At 71.0% G+C, this 17,959-nt stretch carries 16 protein-coding genes; 11 read left to right on the top strand and 5 right to left on the bottom strand.

The annotated features are described in order from the left end of the window. Positions 1–82 precede the first annotated feature (82 nt). Complete coding sequence (locus tag ACI2K4_RS24090) at positions 83–799, top strand: DUF981 family protein (RefSeq protein ID WP_404514328.1); 717 nt, start codon at positions 83–85, stop codon at positions 797–799. Between the two features lie 64 nt (positions 800–863). Here ACI2K4_RS24090 and ACI2K4_RS24085 read toward each other — a convergent pair whose 3' ends face one another. Beyond that, the gene (locus ACI2K4_RS24085; protein WP_404514326.1) at positions 864–3,755 is read right to left on the bottom strand and encodes a M48 family metalloprotease; all 2,892 of its coding nucleotides are present in this window, start codon (positions 3,753–3,755) and stop codon (positions 864–866) included. Next, entirely contained in the window at positions 3,752–4,345 is a 594-nt protein-coding gene (locus ACI2K4_RS24080; protein ID WP_404514324.1) for a hypothetical protein, read from the bottom strand. The genes ACI2K4_RS24085 and ACI2K4_RS24080 overlap by 4 nt, the downstream gene beginning before the upstream one ends. 252 nt (positions 4,346–4,597) lie before the next feature. Between ACI2K4_RS24080 and ACI2K4_RS24075 the strand changes: the two genes are divergently transcribed. The 7 genes from ACI2K4_RS24075 to ACI2K4_RS24045 all read left to right on the top strand — a co-directional run bounded on the left by ACI2K4_RS24075 (position 4,598) and on the right by ACI2K4_RS24045 (position 11,767). Next, positions 4,598–5,341 (top strand): dienelactone hydrolase family protein, encoded by a 744-nt coding sequence (locus ACI2K4_RS24075; RefSeq protein ID WP_404514323.1) that lies wholly within the window; start codon positions 4,598–4,600, stop codon positions 5,339–5,341. 10 nt (positions 5,342–5,351) lie between these two features. Continuing rightward, positions 5,352–5,633, top strand: coding sequence for a DUF6295 family protein (locus ACI2K4_RS24070; protein WP_404514322.1), 282 nt, complete (start codon positions 5,352–5,354; stop codon positions 5,631–5,633). 315 nt (positions 5,634–5,948) lie between these two features. Further along, entirely contained in the window at positions 5,949–7,265 is a 1,317-nt protein-coding gene (gene trpB / locus ACI2K4_RS24065) for a tryptophan synthase subunit beta (protein WP_404514321.1), read from the top strand. After that, the gene (gene trpA, locus ACI2K4_RS24060; RefSeq protein WP_404514320.1) at positions 7,262–8,059 is read left to right on the top strand and encodes a tryptophan synthase subunit alpha; all 798 of its coding nucleotides are present in this window, start codon (positions 7,262–7,264) and stop codon (positions 8,057–8,059) included. Before trpB ends, trpA begins: the two co-directional genes overlap by 4 nt. Before the next feature lie 470 nt (positions 8,060–8,529). Then, positions 8,530–9,927 carry an extracellular solute-binding protein gene (locus ACI2K4_RS24055; protein ID WP_404514318.1) on the top strand — a complete coding sequence of 466 codons (1,398 nt, stop codon included), beginning with the start codon at positions 8,530–8,532 and terminating at the stop codon, positions 9,925–9,927. 14 nt (positions 9,928–9,941) lie between these two features. Then, positions 9,942–10,922 carry a carbohydrate ABC transporter permease gene (locus tag ACI2K4_RS24050; RefSeq protein WP_404514317.1) on the top strand — a complete coding sequence of 327 codons (981 nt, stop codon included), beginning with the start codon at positions 9,942–9,944 and terminating at the stop codon, positions 10,920–10,922. Beyond that, positions 10,919–11,767: a carbohydrate ABC transporter permease gene (locus tag ACI2K4_RS24045; protein ID WP_404514315.1), complete on the top strand. Its 849-nt coding sequence runs from the start codon at positions 10,919–10,921 to the stop codon at positions 11,765–11,767. The genes ACI2K4_RS24050 and ACI2K4_RS24045 overlap by 4 nt, the downstream gene beginning before the upstream one ends. 19 nt (positions 11,768–11,786) lie before the next feature. Here ACI2K4_RS24045 and ACI2K4_RS24040 read toward each other — a convergent pair whose 3' ends face one another. After that, positions 11,787–12,614, bottom strand: a complete 828-nt coding sequence (locus ACI2K4_RS24040) for an SAM-dependent methyltransferase (protein WP_404514314.1) — start codon at positions 12,612–12,614, stop codon at positions 11,787–11,789. A 246-nt stretch (positions 12,615–12,860) separates the two neighbouring features. On the opposite strand from ACI2K4_RS24040, the gene ACI2K4_RS24035 reads away from it, so the two are divergent. After that, a complete protein-coding gene (locus ACI2K4_RS24035; protein ID WP_404514313.1) occupies positions 12,861–13,808 on the top strand; it encodes a siderophore-interacting protein in 948 nt (315 codons plus the stop codon). Between the two features lie 171 nt (positions 13,809–13,979). Here the strand turns inward: ACI2K4_RS24035 and ACI2K4_RS24030 are convergent, their stop codons facing one another. Further along, a complete protein-coding gene (locus ACI2K4_RS24030) occupies positions 13,980–14,402 on the bottom strand; it encodes a hypothetical protein (RefSeq protein ID WP_404514311.1) in 423 nt (140 codons plus the stop codon). Positions 14,403–14,970: 568 nt separating this feature from the next. Here ACI2K4_RS24030 and ACI2K4_RS24025 point away from each other — a divergent pair. Next, complete coding sequence (locus tag ACI2K4_RS24025) at positions 14,971–15,180, top strand: hypothetical protein (RefSeq protein ID WP_404514310.1); 210 nt, start codon at positions 14,971–14,973, stop codon at positions 15,178–15,180. A gap of 747 nt (positions 15,181–15,927) precedes the next feature. Further along, the gene (locus ACI2K4_RS24020) at positions 15,928–16,971 is read left to right on the top strand and encodes a hypothetical protein (RefSeq protein ID WP_404514309.1); all 1,044 of its coding nucleotides are present in this window, start codon (positions 15,928–15,930) and stop codon (positions 16,969–16,971) included. Positions 16,972–17,116: 145 nt separating this feature from the next. On the opposite strand, the gene ACI2K4_RS24015 is transcribed toward ACI2K4_RS24020, so the two are convergent. Continuing rightward, positions 17,117–17,908, bottom strand: a complete 792-nt coding sequence (locus ACI2K4_RS24015) for an alpha/beta fold hydrolase (RefSeq protein ID WP_404514308.1) — start codon at positions 17,906–17,908, stop codon at positions 17,117–17,119. Positions 17,909–17,959: the final 51 nt, after the last annotated feature.

The raw sequence follows: 17,959 nt of genomic DNA, 5'->3' as shown, positions 1-17,959 counted from the left end.
AGCCCACCTTCGCTACCGCGCTCTGTTCGGTTCGGACGGCCCCACGACGGCAGTTCTCGCCGCACGCCAAAGGAGAGACACCATGCGGCTGATCATGTTCAACACCCTGATGGGCGTATGCGCCGGCATCGCACTACTGCTCGTACCGCGCTTCTGGGCGACGGTACGGGGCGAACGACCGCCACTGTTGCTGCTGGGTCGCCAGCCGATCAGCCCGAGCGGCTGGGCGGCGACCTTCGGCATCCTCGGCGTCGTGCTGACCTCACTCGGCTTCGTCACCACGATCTGGCATCCCTCCGCCCCGGCGAAGGACTACATCGACACCATATTCGGCGAACCGACGCTGCTGCTCGGCGTCACCCTGCTCGCCGCCGCCTGGTACCTCGGACGGCGACCCGAGGGCGAGGAACTCGACCCGGCCAAGCTGCGGGCCGTACTCACCCCGGTGAGCTGGGTAATCTTCTGGCTCGGCGTCATCCTGCTCTGGTGCACCCTGGCCATCATCCGGTTCAACGTGGTCGGCTCCGCTCCCCGGGAGGAGCCGATCACCGGGCTGCTGCACGACTGGCCGGTGGTGGAGAACCTCTTCTTCGCACTGCTGCTCTACGCCCCCGCCGCCATCGGCTGCCTGCTCTTCCCCGCCGCCGTACGTGACCGTGGTCGGGCCGCCTGGCTCGTCCTCTACTGGTGCTGGACCATCGCCGGGCTCGGATTCGCCCTGTTCAGCGCGATGAACTTCTACACGCACACCGGAATGCTGATCAACATGGGTACGGACGGCGCCGACTACCGCTGGTGACCCGTACGGACCCGGTGCGCCGGCACTGACCGCCGCCGCCCGCCGACCCGACGACCGGCCGCACTCACGGCGGGTCGAGGGCGGTTACGGCGGCGGTCAGCGCCGCACCGAGGATCCGCTCGTCCAACGGCTCCATCACCGCCGACAGGTACACGGTCACCAGATTGTGTCCGATCCGGACCAGGACAAACGCCGAGTCGCCGCTGATCCGGCCCTGCCCGCTGCCGGCCGAGAGCGCGTAGTCGACCCGCCAGGACTGCTCACCGAGCAGCGGCGCCGGCCTGGCGCCGACCGTGAAGTGCACCAGGGAACCACCGGCACCGGCGCTGCTGAACCGCTGGCAGGCCGCCCGAGCGGCATCGGCCGCGTCGAACACCGACCGGGGCACCGGTTCGGCGTACGAGGTGACCGTGACGTCGAGCGTGGTGGACGCGACCCCGACCCGGCCCCGTGGGCTGGCGTACCCGGCCTTGGCGGACGAACGTACGCCCGGTTTGATCGCTCCCAGGTAGGCATCCGTGGCCAGTGGGCGGCAGGCCGCCGGCTCGATCCGCGACTCGCCACCGGTCCCGCTCGCCCGCACGGTCCACGAATCCGGTACGGCCGCCCGCACGGCCCCGGCGACCGCCCGCGTCTCGGCGTCGCCGAGCGGTCGACCGGCGGCCGGGGTGGCGGCTGCCGTCGGCATCGGGACCGGCGGTGTCGTGGTGGCGGAGGTGGCTGGTCCGACGACAAAGGAGCGTTCGGGTCTCGGCACCGAACCGGCGTCGACCGCGCCCGCCACGCCGCCCCGGACCGGAAGCGGGGTGTACAGGCGCGGTGCCACCGGTCCGAGCACCACCACCGTCAGCACCGCCGCCGGCAACGCCACCCTGGTCAGCGAGGCGATCCGGGACAGAGCCGCCGGCCGCGCCGACGCCAGTTCCGGCTCCGGCTCCGGCTCCGGGTTCCGGCCAACCGGCCGGAGCAACAGCGCTGGCACGGTCACCGCGACCAGGTAGAGCAGCCACACCAGGGGTGCGACGAGGTGTAACCGGAGAGCCTCCGGACCGGCGGCCCCGCCGGTCACCAGGGCGTGCAGGTACGGAACGAGGGCGGCCAGCGCGGTCGCGGTCCCGGCGGCGAGCAGTGGACCGAGAAGGTGCCGCTGTCGCGCGTACGCGGCGGTGACCAGCAGGACGAGCAACCCGGCCAACGCGCAGAGCAGCCAACGGGACTGTAGGGCGCGCAGCGACTCGGCGAGTGTGCCGGGCGGGTCGAGCCGGGTGTGGAGCACGGCACCGCCGCCGCAGACCAGCACCGCGAGCGCGACCGCCCGAGCCGGCACCGAGCGGAACATCGTGGGGGCTGTGGCCGGTCCGCTGGGCCGGTCCGTGAACCACCGGCAGGCAGCCAGCAGGGCCGGCAGGGCAAGCGCCGGCAGCAGCCACCCGCTGCGCGGCAGCGCGTAGACCAGCCAGGCCCAAAGGGCTTCCGGGTCGTGCTGGACGGCCGCGACCACCGGCAACGGCCAGAGCACCGACGCCGTGACGCCGACGGCGGCCAGGTAGCCGAGGTAGCGCCACCGGGCGCTGCCGGTGTCGGCGGTGCGGGCGAGTGCCGTCGCCAGGACCACACAGAGGCCGACCGCGCCGGTCCCCAGCGTCATGGCGAGGATGGCTGTCGCGAGGCTGGCCCCGCCGTCCCGGATCAGGAACAGGCCCATTCCACCGGGCACCGGGAACCAGACCGCGACGAGCACGGAGACGAAAAAACCGGCCGCCGCGCCGGCAACCGGACGCCACCAGTCGGCCTCCCGAGCGGTACGTCGCGCCGCCTCGGCCCGGCGCACCAGCGACGGCATGAGCGCGCCCCCGAGCAGGGTCGCCCCGGTCCAGACCGCGACCAGTGCCGGCAGCCAACCCCGTGCCGGGGGACGGAGTTCCGAGGTCACCTCGAACGCCGCCACCATCGCCACCACCGCGACCGTGGCGACGGCCAGGGCCTGGGCCAGACCGCCCTCCCGGAGTCGACCCGGGCGCTCCAACGAATCGCCACGTTCGGCCGGACCAGGGTGGCGGGCGAACGCCCGACGCAGGAACGCCAGCAGGCGACTCTCCGGTGGGGCCGTTTGCTCGCCGGCCCGGCGCAGCAGCGCCGCCAGCGCCCGCCCGTGACCGGCGCGAACCACGTGCAGGTCGGCCTCGCGTTCACGGACCCGCATCAGCAGCGCCCCGAGCACCGCGACCAGCACCGAGAGCAGCAGAGCCCGGAGCAGCGCCCGAGCGAGGAGTTCGTTCGGGCCGAAGGAGAACACCTCGACCAGCGCGCCGACGGCCACCGCCGGGACCGGCAGCCAGACCAGCCCGCGTACGGCCGAGACGAGGGTCACGTCACCGGCCCGTACGTGGGCGAGTTCGTGCTGGACGACCGGGTCGAACCGGTCCGGGTCGCGGTACGCCACGGCGACGGCCGCCGGCAGCACGACCAACGGGCGGCGGCCCGGCATTCCGGTGGTGAACGCCTGCCGGAACGGCGGGCCGACGATCAGCAGCCTCGGACGGTGCCGACCGACCAGGCGGTCGCGATCGCAGAGCGCGTCGAATCTCGCGACCGCCCCGGGTACGTCGAACCGGTCCCGCTCCCGGCGCAGCCGCCACCGGTCGAGCAGCGGCACCAGCAGCAGGAGCAGGAGCGCGCAGGCCAGTACGACGCCCGCCCCGCCGAGCATCACCAGCCCACGCTGACGGGGAACCGGAGCCAGGCACTCGGCCAGCACGGCGGATGCCCGCTCCGGCTCGACCGCCGCCAGCATCCGCTCGCACTCGTCCACCGCCAGCGCCCAGGGCAGGTGGAGCGAGCGGTCGGCCAGGAAGTAGATGTCACCCGCGCTGATCCCGATCGCCGACAACGCGGCGACCACCAGCAGATACGTCCAGCCCAGCCGGGCCGGCGGCGGGCCGGCCGGCGCGGTCACCGCACGACCGGGGCGACCACGGCGCCGACCGTCGCGTCGGCCAGCAGGTCGGCCGACTCGGGGGACAGCCCCAGCGCGAGAGCGTGCCGGTGGCACGCCCGTCGCAGCTCCACGATCTGCGTCTCGGTCAGCCCGAGCCGGTCGGCCGTGGTCGGCTGCCCCGTTCGGTCCGCGCCCGCCTCGGTCGCCCCCTCGGCCTCGGCCGTCGATCCGCCGGCACCCGCCTCCACTTCCGCCGCCGGTCCGGTCACCGCCTGTTCTTCGACAGCCCCCGCCGTTCCGTTCCGGCTCCGACGCGGTTTCCAGCTCGCCCGGATCTCGGCCGCGATCCCGGCGACGCCGAGCACCAGGATCTCGCTCACCGCCGCCGCGACCGCCTGCAACAACACCTCGCTGACCAGCGCGGCGTCGATACCGAAGCCGACCGAACCACCGGGCACCGGCCGTTGCCGGCCCACCCGCGCCGCGCGCTCCTGCCAGTTCGCGAGCACACCGTCGAAGACCTCCAGTTCCTCGGGGGCGATTCCGGACACCGCGCTGCGGGCGGCGTCGACGACAAGGACGGCGGCGTACTGCTGTCGATCTGTCACGGCATCATTCAACCGTCGTGGAACCACCTCTGGAAGTCAGCGGTAAGGATTCGAACACTGTCCGTTCGGTGCGGCGGGTCGGCCGCCCGAGGACCGGGTGACCCCGCCGGGGCAGGCGGGTGAAGGCGGCCACGGCGGACTCGTGGACCGGGTCGCCGGGCCGGGTCGACACGTCTAGTTGATCTAAGCTGACCCGCGTTCCGGTCGGAATACCGGCCAGATTCGGCGAACGCGCGGAAAACGGGAGCCACCATGTACGACGCGATGCTGGCGGAGACGGTCACCATCACCGGGGCGGACGGCGACCAGATCGAGGCTTACCTGGCCCGGCCGATGGGTCCGGGCCCGTACGGCGCCGTGGTGGTGATCCACCACATGCCCGGGTACGACGAGCCGACCAAGGAGATGACCCGCCGCTTCGCCCACCACGGTTACCTGGCCGTCTGCCCCAACCTGTACAGCCGGGAGGCACCCGGTGCCAGCCCCGACGACGCGGCCGCCGCCGCTCGGGCGAACGGTGGCGTACCGGACGCCCGGCTGGTCGGTGACGTGGCCGGCGCCGCCGCGTACCTGCGTGGCTTCCCGTCGAGCAACGGCAAGGTGGGCGTGATCGGCCACTGCTCGGGTGGCCGGCAGACGTTCCTGGCCGCCTGCCAGTTGCAGCTCGACGCGGCGGTCGACTGCTACGGCGCGTTTGTGGTGGGTACGCCCCCGGCGGGGATGCCGTCGACGTTCCAGCCACTGATCGGCATGGCCGACCGGCTCTCCGCCCCGCTGCTCGGGCTCTTCGGCGCCGAGGACAGGTACCCGTCGCCGGAGCAGACGGAGGAACTGGAGCGGGAACTGACCCGGCTCGGCAAGACGTTCGAGTTCCACACGTACGCCGACGCCGGCCACGCCTTCTTCGCGGTGGACCGGCCCAGCTACCGCCCGCAGGCGGCGGTGGACGGCTGGCAGAAGATCTTCACCTGGTTCGACCGCTACCTGAGCGCCTGAGGAGCCGCACATGTGCACGTACCTCACCGAGAAGATCGAGATCGACGGCAGCGGCAAGGGCCCGTCGGGGTGGTTCGGGCTCACCGACGCCACCGTCTACGTCGACCACCCGCAGCACGCGCCGTACGAGCACACGGTGAACATCGACCTGATCAATCCGGCCGCCGGTCCGGGTGCCCGGGTGGCGGTCGAGCTGACCGAGGAGTCCGCCCTGGCGCTGGTCGCGGCGATCCAGGCCGCGCTGGCCAGCGCCCCGCCCGGCCTGGCCAGCGCCCCGCGTCGGGCCGGCTGACCCGGCGTGTCCTGAACCTCGGGAAAGGTCGGATCCGGTGCGCCGGAGCCGCCGGACGCGGCCAGTAGGCTTGCCCGCAGGCAGGGAAGGTGGTCCGGCCAGGGCAATCTTCACCGCCGCAGTGATCTCCGTCGCTCCGACGAGCCCCGACGCGGGCGCACCGTCGGGCGGCACGCCCACGGGCGACGGTGGTCCCCCGGCGGCCGGCGGCGGCACCCCGCGGCTGAGCCGCCCCCCGTGCCGGGACCGGCCCCATTCCGCCGCGCCCCGACCGCCCCACACTGATTCCGACCGATCCGAACAGATGAGGACCCGGTGACCCAGACTGTCGACAGCACCGCAGAGGATCCGACGGCTCCGGCCGCCCCGCTCTCCGCACACACCGGACCGTACTTCGGGCGGTTCGGTGGGCGGTTCGTGCCCGAGGCGCTGATCGCGGCGCTCGAGGAACTGGACACCGCGTACCAGGCCGCGCTGGTGGATCCCGAATTCATCGCCCAGCTCGACGAGCTGCACCGCAGCTACTCCGGCCGGCCGAGCATCCTCACCGAGGTGCCACGGTTCGCCAAGCATGCCGGGAACGCCCGGATCATCCTCAAGCGCGAGGACCTGAACCACACCGGCTCCCACAAGATCAATAACGTCCTCGGTCAGGCCCTGCTGACCGTACGGATGGGCAAGACCCGGGTCATCGCCGAGACCGGCGCCGGTCAGCACGGGGTCGCCACCGCGACCGCCGCCGCGCTGCTCGGCCTGGAAGCGGTGATCTACATGGGCGAGGAGGACACCCGCCGGCAGGCCCTGAACGTGGCCCGGATGCGACTGCTCGGCGCCACCGTCATCCCGGTGACCGCCGGTTCGCGCACCCTCAAGGACGCGATGAACGAGGCCATGCGGGACTGGGTCACCAACGTGCACAACACGCACTACCTGATCGGTTCGGTGGCCGGGCCGCACCCGTTCCCGTCGGTGGTCCGCGACTTCCAGAAGATCATCGGGATCGAGGCCCGGCAGCAGGTGCTCGACCTGGTCGGCCGGCTGCCCGACGTGATCTGCGCCTGTGTCGGCGGCGGCTCCAACGCGATGGGGATCTTCCAGGCGTTCCTCGACGACCCGGGGGTCGAACTGGTCGGGCTCGAGGCCGGCGGGGACGGCATCGACACCGGCCGGCACGCGGCGGCGATCAGCGGCGGCGCCCCCGGGGTGCTGCACGGCAGCCGCTCCTTCATCCTCCAGGACGAGTTCGGCCAGACCGTGGAGAGTCACTCGATCTCGGCCGGGCTCGACTATCCCGGCGTCGGACCGGGACACTCCTGGCTGCACGAGATCGGGCGGGGCCGCTACGAGCCGGTGAACGACGCCGAGGCGATGGAGGCGTTCCTGCTGCTCACCCGTACCGAGGGGATCATTCCGGCGATCGAGAGCGCGCACGCGCTGGCCGGTGCGATCCGCGAGGGGCGGCGACTCGGCCCGGACGGTGTGGTCCTGGTCAACCTCTCGGGTCGCGGTGACAAGGACGTCGACACCGCCGCCCGCTACTTCGGCCTGCTGGACGGCGCACCCGCGCCGGACGCCACCTCCGCGCCGGCCCAGGCCGCCGACGCGGCGCACGGAGAGGACGTGGCCAAGTGACGGTCCGTACGACGATCGAGAAGGCACGGGCCGAGGGCCGCGCCGCGTTGATCGGTTACCTGCCGGTCGGGTTCCCGGACGTCGAGACCTCGGTGCTCGCCATGCGCGCGATGGTGGCCGGTGGGGTGGACATCGTCGAGGTCGGACTGCCGTACTCGGATCCGCTGATGGACGGCCCGGTGATCCAGCGGGCCACCGAGGCGGCACTGGCCGCCGGCACGCGCACCGGGGACGTCTTCACCGCCGTTCGCGGCGTGGTCGAGGCCGGCGCCCCGGCGCTGGTGATGACCTACTGGAACCTGGTCGACCGGTACGGCGTCGACCGGTTCGCCGCCGACCTGGCCGCCGCGGGCGGCTCCGGGCTGATCACCCCGGACCTGATCCCGGACGAGGCGGCGCAGTGGCAGGCCGCCTCCGACAAGCACGACCTGGACCGGGTCTACCTGGTGGCGCTGACCTCCACCGCGCAGCGGCTGGAGCTGACCGCGAACTCGTCGCGCGGGTTCGTCTACGCCGCCTCGCTGATGGGCGTGACCGGTGAGCGCGCGTCGGTCGGCGCGGGTGCGAGAGACCTGGTCGAACGGGTGAAGGCGATCACCGACGTACCGGTCTGCGTGGGACTCGGGGTGAGCAACGGCGTGCAGGCGGCCGAGGTCGCCGCCTTCGCCGACGGCGTCATCGTCGGCTCGGCCTTCGTGCGCGCCCTGCTCGACGCCCCCGACCGCCAGTCCGGCCTGGCCGCCGTCGAGGCGATAGCCCGCGACCTGGCCACCGGCGTACGTTCGACCCCCTAACCCCCTCCGCCCCGCCCCACCCGGGCCACCCGGCCAGACCCGTTGACCATGAAGTTGTCGCGCCGGCGACCGACAAACGCGTGCGACAACTTCATGGTCAACCCAGACGAGACAGGCAGCCCCCGGCAGACCAGGGCGGCGCAAGAGTGCGATTGATGTTCGCAATATTCGGATTGTCGGCGGTAAGATCCCGACCACGGAAGTCTGGGTCTACCGCCACCGATTGACCGGGCACGCTCGGGACGCGACGTACGTGAATATTTACCGACGTCTTGTTTCTTCGACATGATGCTCGTAACCTGCGTTAAACATCGGACGCCTACCGATTTCGAGCAGGTCGAATGTCCTGGATGCGCAACCCGGACCACCGTCCACTTGCGATAGCTCGGATGACTGGAGCCGCACGAGGAAGGTGATCGCGCACCGCCGGAGCCCGTACGCCATGCACTCGTCTTCCTGGGGAGCAGACCGTGACCAACAGCCGATCACCGGCGAGCAGCGCCCGAGCCTCGATGTCCCGCCGCCGACTGTTAGCCGGCCTCGCCGCAGCGGCCCTGGCCCTCGGCACCGCCGCCTGCGGCGACGACGCCGAGTCGACCGACCAGACCGTGACCATGTGGACGTTCAAGAACACCCACGTCGCCGCGTTGGAGCAGGTCGCCGCCGAGTTCAAGAGCAGGACCGGGATCAGCGTCGAGATCGAGGCGTTCACCCCGGACGACGTCTTCACCAGCAAGATCCAGAGCGCGGCGCAGACCGGCGACCTACCGGACGTACTCGAACTGCACGCGGGCGGCGAGGACCTCCGGATCGGCGGCTCCGGCCTGCTCGGCGACCTCGCCCCGGACTTCCCGGACTCGGCGATGGCCCGCTTCCTGCCCAGCACCCGGGCCGCCGGCCTGGTCACCGAGAAGCGCCGGGCCGAGCAGGAAGAGGTCAAGAACGCCAAGGTCGGCAGCCTGTTCAGCGTGCCGTTCACCGCCGGCACCTTCGGCATCGTCTACGCCAACCGGGACAAGATGAAGGCCGCCGGGCTCGACCCGGACAAGCCACCCCGCACCTGGGAGGAGTTCGTCGGCTACCTCCAGGCGACCACCAGGGCGGACCCGAAGCAGGGCGGCCTGTCGCTGGGCCTGAAGGTGAGCCAGACCGGCTTCAACTGGATCTACGAGCAGCTCGCCTTCGCCCACCTCGGCCAGGCCGGGTTCGAGGCGCTGTTCGACAAGGACCCGGCGCGCGGCTTCGCCAGCCCCGACGGGCTCCAGACCCTCCGGCTCTACCAGCAGCTCACGCCGTACTGGATCGCCGGGGTGAGCGCCCTCGGCATCGACGAGGCCGACGTGGCGTTTGCCCAGGGCAAGTCGGCCTTCAACGTCGGCGGCACCTTCACCCTCGCCTTCCTCTCGCAGAACGGCATGTCGGCGGAGAACCTGCTCACCTTCCCCATCCCACCACCGGCCGGCGGCAAGGTCACCGACCTGCGGCTGGCCCCGTTGGCGCTGACCGGTCTGTCGGTCAGCGCGCAGAGCAGGAACCGGGCCTCGGCGGTCAGGTGGATCGACCATCTCACCTCCCCGGAGGGATCGGGCGCGTTCGCCAAGGCGTCGCTCGACCTGCCGGCGACGGACCTCGGCGCGCAGGCCGCGACCCTGCTCGGTCCGAGGCTCGCCGCCCTCCAGCAGTACTTCACCGGCCCGCCGGAGAACACCTACGACGCCGCGAACCGTGGCTTCCGCCCGCCGGACTACGACGAGGTGCAGGTAGGCGACCCGCTGGTGAAGTTCTCCCCGCTGGGCGAGACCGATCCGGCGGCCACCGGCACCCAGCTCGACAAGGTGATCGCCGGCATGTGGCAGAAGTCCGGTTAGGACGGTCGAGATCCGTGGCAGTCGTCGACACGATCGACCCGGTGGGACGGCCCGGTGCCGGGCCGTCCCACCGGGCACCCCGACGCCGGTCCGGCCGGCGACCCCGCCGCCAGTGGCTGACCGGGTACGCCTTTGTCGCGCCCGCGGTCCTGCTCTTCCTGCTGATGGGGCTCTACACCGTCGGATACAGCGTCACGCTCAGCTTCGCCAGGTGGAACGGCTTCACCCCGGACTGGGAGTGGGTCGGGCTCGACAACTACCGCGACCTGCTCTACGCCGACCCGACCCTCGCCCCCGAGCTGCGCGCCGCGGCGTGGCACACCGCGATCGCGATGGTCACCGTGCCACTGGGCACGGTGGCGGTGGCGTTGCCGCTGGCCGTACTCCTCAACCGCGTCCGGCGGCTGCGCGGGCTGCTCCGGTCGGTCTACTTCCTGCCGTACGTGACCACCGGGATCGCGGTCTACTACGCCTGGCGGTACGTGCTCGAACCGGACGGGGCGGTCAACCTGCTGCTCCGCTCGGCCGGCCTGGGCAGCCTGGCCCGGCCCGAGGGCTGGCTCGCCGACCCGGACACCGCGCTGGGCACCCTCATCGTGGTCATCATCTGGGGCAGCGTGCCGGTGGCGATGCTGCTCTACCTCGCCGGGCTCCAGGCGATCGACCCACACCTGGTCGAGGCCGCCCAGCTCGACGGCGCGGGCGGGGTCCGGATCGTCCGGCACATCACCTGGCCGCTGCTGGTGCCGATCACGGCAGCGATCACCCTGCTCGGCATCCGGGACACCATGCAGGGCTTCCAGATCTTCCTGCTGATGACCAACGGTGGGCCGGGCGGACACACCGACGTGCTCGGCCTTCAGGCGTACCACCTCGCGTTCTTCCAGAACCTCTCCCCCACCCTCGGCGTGGCGAGCGCTCTCGGCTGGATGATCTTCCTGGCCGCGCTGCTGCTCACCGTCGTGAACGCCCGACTGCTCCGGAGCAGCCGATGACCCCGAACCGACCGGTCCGGTTCCGCCGGCCCTCGCCCGGCCAGCTCGTCGCGTACGCCGCACTCGCCCTGTACGCGGTGGTCAGCCTCTACCCGTTCGCCTGGATGGTCTCCGGGGCGTTGAAGAACCGGGACGAGATCCTGCGCGGCGGGCACCTGGTGCCGCGCCAGCCGACCTGGGACACCCTGGTCGAGACCTGGAGCCGGTTGCAGTTCTTCGACTACCTGCTCAACAGTCTGAAGGTGACCGGGCTGACCGTACTCGGGGTGCTGGTGGTCTACAGCCTGGCGTCGTACGCCTTCGCGGTGCTCGACTTCCCCGGGCGCCGGTTCCTGTTCTGGTTCTTCGTCGCACTGCTCTTCGTACCCGGCATCACGGTGCTGCTGCCGCTGGTGATCCTGGAGAACAAGCTCGGCATCCTCGGCACCCACCTGGGGCTGGTGCTGCCGTTCGTCAACGGGACCGCGCCGCTGACCGTGCTGTTGCTGACCAACGCGTTCCGGTCGATCCCGAGCGAACTGCACGACGCCGCCCGGGTCGACGGGGCAGGCGAGACCCGCATCTTCTGGCGGGTCTACCTGCCGCTGAGCCGCCCGTCCCTGATCACCGTGGCGGTGCTGACCGCCGTGCCGACCTGGAACGAGTACGTGCTGACCCGGGTCTCGCTCAACGACGAGTCCCGGTACACGCTGCCGCTGGCACTGGAGGCGCTCGCCTCGGGCACCGTACCCCGCTACAACGAGATCATGGCCGGCTCGCTGATCCTGGTGGTGCCGGTGATCGTGCTCTTCCTGGTCGCGCAACGCTACTTCGTCAACGGCCTCACCGGCGCGGTCAAGGACTGAGTCACCGGGCGGACCCGGGTCAGCTCTTGACCGCCACCCCCACCCAGGCCGGGGTGCCCTTGGCTCGTTCGACGTCGGCCGGCTCGGCCAGGTCCTCCGGCTCGGGCCGCCAGAACGCCGGCTGGACCAGCCCCGGCTCCAGCAACTCCCAGCCCGCGAAGAGACGCTCGACCTGCTCCCGGGTACGCAGTGCCACCGGAGCGGTCCGCTCGCTGTACTCCTTCTTCGCCTGGTCGCCCGCCGGGGTGGCGGTCGGCGGCGGCGAGGCGTGCGAGACGACCAGGTAGGAGCCGGCGGGTACGGCGTCCCGGAGCCGGGCGAGGATGCCGACCGGGTCATCCGAGTCCTGTACGAAGTGGAGCACCGCGACCAGCAGGATCGCCACCGGCCGGGTCAGGTCGAGCCCCGCGTCGACAGCCACCCGCAGCATCTCGGCCGGCTCACGCAGGTCACCCCGGGCGGCCACCACCCGGGGCTGGCCGCGCAGGATGTCGTTCGCCTGGGCCACCACCACCGGGTCGAGGTCCAGGTAGACCACCTGGGCGTCCGGCGCGACCTGGGCGGCGAGCTCGTGCACACTGCCCGGGGCGAGCAGTCCGGCACCGACGTCGAGCACCTGCCGGATGCCCGACCCGAACACGAACCTGGCTGACCGGGCCAGGAACGCCCGGTTGCTGCGCACCCAGTAGGCCAACTCCGGCTCGACGGCGAGCAGGCGGTTGGCCATCTCCCGGTCGGCGCCGAAGGTGTGGGTGCCGCCACCGAGAGCGTTGTACACCCGGGCCAGGTTCGGCCCGTTGGTGTTCCCGTCGTCCGGCATCCACGGCTTCTCGTCGGGCAGCCCCATCCGCTCCTCCTCCGGTCGTCCGGGTCGACGCGTCGGACCGACCCCATCGATCTTCACGCGTGGAAGTCATCATGCCTCCCCGGCGCCACCGAGAAAAACCGTGCCGGGCAACGCATCCGGTCGCCCGGCGACCGGGTCCGCGTACCCGGTGGGGCAACGGCGGCAGACCGCCGCCGAGCAGGGGCTTGACGATCTCCACCGGCCATGAGTTAGGTTAGGCACGCCTAATGAAGCAGGGAGATTTCCGTGACCCAGACCGCCGAGCGACCCACCTCGATCCAGCCGTTCCGCATCTTCGGCGCCGAGGTGTCCCGCGTACGCCGGCTCAGTCCCAGCTTCCTGCGGATCACCTTCACCGGCCCCGACCTGGGCGCGTTCGCCGACAACGGATACGACCAGCGAATCAAGCTGATCCTGCCGTTGCCCGGCGTCGGGCTGGCGGGCCTGGCCGAGATGCCCGACGGCCCGGACTGGTACAGCCGCTGGCGGGCGCTACCGGACGAGCGACGTAATCCGATCCGCACCTACACCGTGCGGGCGGTCCGCGCGCAGACCGGCGAGGTCGACGTCGACCTGGTGCTGCACGGCGACGGCGGACCGGCCGCCCGCTGGGCGCTGGCCGCCCGCCCCGGCTCGGTCGCGGCACTGTTCGGCCCGGACGCCGGCTACCCGGGGGTGCACGGCGGGCTGGAATTCCGCCCGCCCGCGCGGACCAACCGCCTGCTGCTCGCCGGGGACGAGACCGCCGTGCCGGCGATCGGTGCGATCCTCGAACGCCTGCCGGCCGACACGGTCGGCGAGGCACTGCTGGAGGTCCCGGAGAGCGGTGACCAGCTTGCACTCACCGGCCCCACCGGAGTGCGCGTCACCTGGCTGCCCCGCAACGGCACCGAACACGGCAGCCAACTCGTCCCGGCCGTACGGGCCTGCGCCGAGCGGCTCCGGGCCGGCACGACCGGTCAGCCGACCGGCACCGAGTTGGAGGACGTCGACATCGACGGCGACATCCTCTGGGAGGTGCCGGTCGAGGGCGACGACGCCCCGGGGACCGACGGCGACCTCTACGCCTGGTTGGCCGGCGAGGCGGGCGTGGTGAAGACGTTGCGCCGCCAACTCGTCGGCGAGTACGGCATGGACCGCCGAACGGTGGCCTTCATGGGTTACTGGCGCCTGGGCCGTACCGAACAGAACTGAGCCGTACCGAGCAGAACCGAGCGGCCAGGCGCCGGAGCGGAACTGAGCGGCCGGGCGGTTGCCGGCACGATCCCGGCGCGGTGCCGGTGCGGGCCTCCCCGTTGGCCCCCGGCACCGCGTCGTCCCGTCGGCGCCGACCTCACCCGCTTCCCGTGTCTCTTCCCGTACGCGTCAGAGCAGGTGGACGCGTTCCGTCCCGCCGTCGCGGTTCTGGAGGGTGAGACTGCCCCCGCCGCGCTCCATCAGCTCCAGGACCAGGTTGTAGACCACCAGCGCACGGTTGATCGTGTCCGTCTTGGTGTCCCGGGTACGCGTACAGGCATGGTCGAGCGCGTCCACCGCGCGAGGGGTGAGGTTGACGGTGACCTTCACCAGCGAACGCGCGCCCTCTCCGGCACTGCTCGCACCGGGTCCGGTCTCCTGGTCCCCACCGGCACCCGGACCCCCGGCCCGGACCGTCTGCGCGCCCGGTACGACCGGCAACCCGGCCGCGCCGGTCGCCCCACCGCCGGCGCTGGGTCCGTCGGCCACAGCCGGGCTGGTGGCGGCGGCCGGGCTGGTGGCGGTGGTGGGGCCGTCGGCCACGCGGTTCATCGGCGCCACCCTTCACGGAGCCGGGTAGTGAGCTGGCCTCCCAGTGCTGCCCCTGGTCGTCTCAGCGCACGTCCCGGTGTGATCACGGCAATCCCCTCGTTGGTGACCGGTCGACGGCGCGCCGGTGACCGGTCGACTATCGGACCGAGCTCGACCGACGCCGAAACGACGATCGCACTCCTACCCCAGCTCACGCGGCGGTCGCCGGAGGTTATTCCCGGCGCGAGGTGCCCTGCTGTCAGGAATGCGACTGGCGGGACAATCGATGCACAAAAACGGACGGAATGTGCGACGTCGCTTAGGTTAATTTGACATCCGTCACTGCGATCTACTCGTTGCCGAACAATCTCGCGCCGGCCGACGCCGACCATGCCCGAGTCGTTCGGGTGAATAATCCGACCAGAAACCTTTGCCGGTTTTGCCAGGACACACCCTGTTATAGAGGTACAGATGTATGGAACGGAGCCAGCCGTTGTATGGTCAGTAGCGTCACGATCACCGTATGTGATCTTGATATCGATACACACGGCGCACGGGCCTGCCGCCCTACAACAGAAGGAATGAACGAGTGAGCGGGCAAAACGGAGCGGCCCCCCGGAACACCGATGACCCGACCGGGCCGTCGGACCCGGAGGACGCACCCGGTGAACGGGCCAACGCGAACGACATCCGCATCGTCGTCGGCCACAAGCCGCTGGTCGAGATGGACGTCTCGAAACTACGACACCGGCCCGACAGCGAGATCCCGGAAGGTTGCCATGCCGAATCGAGCGGATGAGCGCTTTGTCTCCACGATGGACAGACAGCGGCGGATGAGGCGGATCCGCCGCAACGCCGGTCATCACCTCACCGGACGGCACCACCGCCGGGACATCTACCGCAATCTGTCCCGCCGGGCGGAAGAAAGCGGGCCGAGCGAGGCGATCTGACGCGCCGGCACGTAGGCCGGACCACTCACTTGGGGAGGATGAGTGGCCCGGCCTCACCGCGTACGGACTCAACCGACCATCAGATCCACCGTGATTCGGCACCGCTTTCCACTTACCGGCACCATCGTTTCGACTGGTCCACTCAACTTCGGGAATCGTGGGTCCACGGTCGCGGCGAAACGCCCGTACACCGACTTCCGGTGCCCTGACGAGCACACTGCGCCGGGCCGACCCTTCGCCATCACGCCCGTACCGACAGCAGGCGTCCGAGCAGCGCGGACACGGCAACCGAGCGCCGTACGCCGATTCGCCGTGACCGACGGAGACCCGCCGCGAACCGTGGCATTTCCACCGACAGCCACTCCCGCCCACCAGGATCACGACCCAGATCGATTGTGTGTGACCGACAAGTTCACCCTCTTTTGGGCTTCATTTGAAATGCCAATCTTGCTGACATAACCGGACACGGTCGGCAGTCAAATTTTGTCCAATCACATAGTCGCCCATCGGCGTCATACAGTAATCCCGTCGATCCACACCGCTCATTCGAGGCGATTGATCGGCGCCACTCCACCACCAATCGGAGGTAATGACGCATGGGCACCGTAAGAGAGAAGGCACGCCGTTCGGCACCCCGGCTCATCGTCGGAACGGTACTGGCGACGCTGCTCACCCTGACCACCGCCGGTGCCGCGCTCGGCGGCCCGTCGGGCGGAGACGGCAGCGGCACCGGGGCGGCCGTCGCGGCGCGCACCGACGCGTACATCCGGGACGTGGCCGGCGACGTCGGCACGGAGCCGCACAACCTCAACCCGATCTGGCAGAGCCCCGACATCAAGGTCTGCCCGACCGCCATCGAGTGCGCCACCAGCCAGAACCCCATCGTCGGGGTGACCAACTACGTCTTCGTCAAGCTCAACAACCCCGGCCCGTACGGCTCCGGTGTGAGCACCGGCACGCTGGAGCTCTACCGTACGACCCCGGGCGGCGGCGCGAGCTGGCCGATCCACTGGACCCTGATCGGCGCGGTCGCGACGAGCTCGTTCGCGGGCGTCACCACGGTCACGATTCCGTGGAACGGCGTACCCGGTCCCGGGCACTTCTGCCTGCTGGCCCGGTGGGTCTCCCCCACCGACCCGATGACGTCCGAGGGTCCGAGCCACAGCACCAACACCCGGAACAACAACAACATCGCCTGGCGCAACGTCGACTCGGTCAACCCGGCTCCCGGCACTCCCGAGGTGCGTCCATTCGCGATCGGCAACGAGACCGACGTGCCGACCAGGAACGACATCGTCTTCGCCCAGCGCGGGGAACCATTCCAGAATGCCGGTGGGCGGATTGTCGCCGACCTGGGACCGGTTCTGTTCCAGCGCTGGGTGCAGGCCGGACGACCCGGTACGGGCATCCGGGAAGTCGGCCGTACCCAGGTGGAGATCGTGGCGCCGAACGCCAAGATCAGTGACCTGTTGCTCAACCCCGGTGAACGGCCGGAGTTCAGCCTGATCTTCTCCACCCAGACCGTGTCGTCCCGGCAGTTCGTGGTCGACGTGGTCCAGTTCGGCCCGGCCAAGGCCGGCGGCGAGAAGACCGACGTCGGCGGCGTGCAGTACCTGATCCGCACCGCCCAGCGGGGCTGACCACCCGGCAGACCGGGGTGCGGCCGGTGGTCACCGTGGGGGGACCACCGGCCGCGCCCACCCCCATCCGAGCCCGTTGAGCCCCACCCTGCTGATCATGAAGTTATCGCCTGCAGTAGAGATCGACACCTGCGATAACTCATGATCAACCCGCGTGGTCGGCGGGGCGGGCCGCAGGGAGGGGCGGGGTGAGCAGGTCCGCCACCCTGGACGGGTCCTCGACGTGGGCGTTGTGACCGAGGGCGCGCAGGGTGACCGCCGAGGGTGACAGTTGGGTCAACTGGTCCATCGTGACCATGGGGTCGTGTTCGCCCCGGGCCAGCAGCACCCGACCACGGGCGGCGGCGAGCAGTCCGGGCAGGTCCGGCTTCCCCACCCCGAAGGTGGCGTTCTCCATCGCCAGCCGCCACCGCCCCTCCTGCTCAACGATCCCGGTCGCCACGACCGGATCGTCCGGCGACAGCAGTCCGGCCAGTCCGGAAACCCGCAGGTGACGCTCGGCCGCCGCCTCACGGGAGTCGAACCAGGTGACCGGGCGTCGGGCGAGCGCACCGGCCTTCGCCAACTCGTCGGCGGTCCAGTGCACCTTGATGCCGAGCCCGATCGCGGTCCGGACCCGTACGCCGAACCAGCCGCTGGCCAGGGCGAGCCCGAGCACCCCGCCGAGGGAGTGGCCGAGCACCACCACCGGCCGGTCCCGGTCGAGCAGGTCGGCTAGGTGGCTCGCCATCGCCCCGAAGGTGTAGCGGGGCAGCGGCTTCGCGGCGCCGTGACCGGGCAGGTCGGGGGCGAGCCAGCGACCGGCCCAGTGCTCGTCCAGATAGGGACGCCACCGGTCCCACACCGCGCCCGTCGCACCGAGCCCGTGCACCAGCAGCAGCGTCGGCGCCCCACCGTCCGCGTCGACCTCGTCCCCGACCAGCCGTACGTCACCCATGCCCGGCAGTGTGCCATCCACCCGTACGGGAAAGGTCCGTGTCGCGACGGG

Origin of the sequence: Micromonospora sp. NPDC050397 (assembly GCF_044901685.1) — a bacterium.
GTDB lineage: Bacteria > Actinomycetota > Actinomycetes > Mycobacteriales > Micromonosporaceae > Micromonospora_G.
Note: the sequence above shows the minus strand (reverse complement) of the source record. Positions and strands in the feature narration are given on the sequence as shown.

Excerpts from the sequence above, each read along its gene's own strand:
- ACI2K4_RS24090 (WP_404514328.1), top strand. The coding sequence starts at position 83 with ATGCGGCTGATCATGTTCAACACCCTGATGGGCGTATGCGCCGGCATC.
- ACI2K4_RS24075 (WP_404514323.1), top strand. The coding sequence starts at position 4,598 with ATGTACGACGCGATGCTGGCGGAGACGGTCACCATCACCGGGGCGGAC.
- ACI2K4_RS24070 (WP_404514322.1), top strand. The coding sequence starts at position 5,352 with ATGTGCACGTACCTCACCGAGAAGATCGAGATCGACGGCAGCGGCAAG.
- ACI2K4_RS24045 (WP_404514315.1), top strand. The coding sequence starts at position 10,919 with ATGACCCCGAACCGACCGGTCCGGTTCCGCCGGCCCTCGCCCGGCCAG.
- ACI2K4_RS24040 (WP_404514314.1), bottom strand. The coding sequence starts at position 12,614 with ATGGGGCTGCCCGACGAGAAGCCGTGGATGCCGGACGACGGGAACACC.
- ACI2K4_RS24030 (WP_404514311.1), bottom strand. The coding sequence starts at position 14,402 with ATGAACCGCGTGGCCGACGGCCCCACCACCGCCACCAGCCCGGCCGCC.
- ACI2K4_RS24020 (WP_404514309.1), top strand. The coding sequence starts at position 15,928 with ATGGGCACCGTAAGAGAGAAGGCACGCCGTTCGGCACCCCGGCTCATC.
- ACI2K4_RS24015 (WP_404514308.1), bottom strand. The coding sequence starts at position 17,908 with ATGGGTGACGTACGGCTGGTCGGGGACGAGGTCGACGCGGACGGTGGG.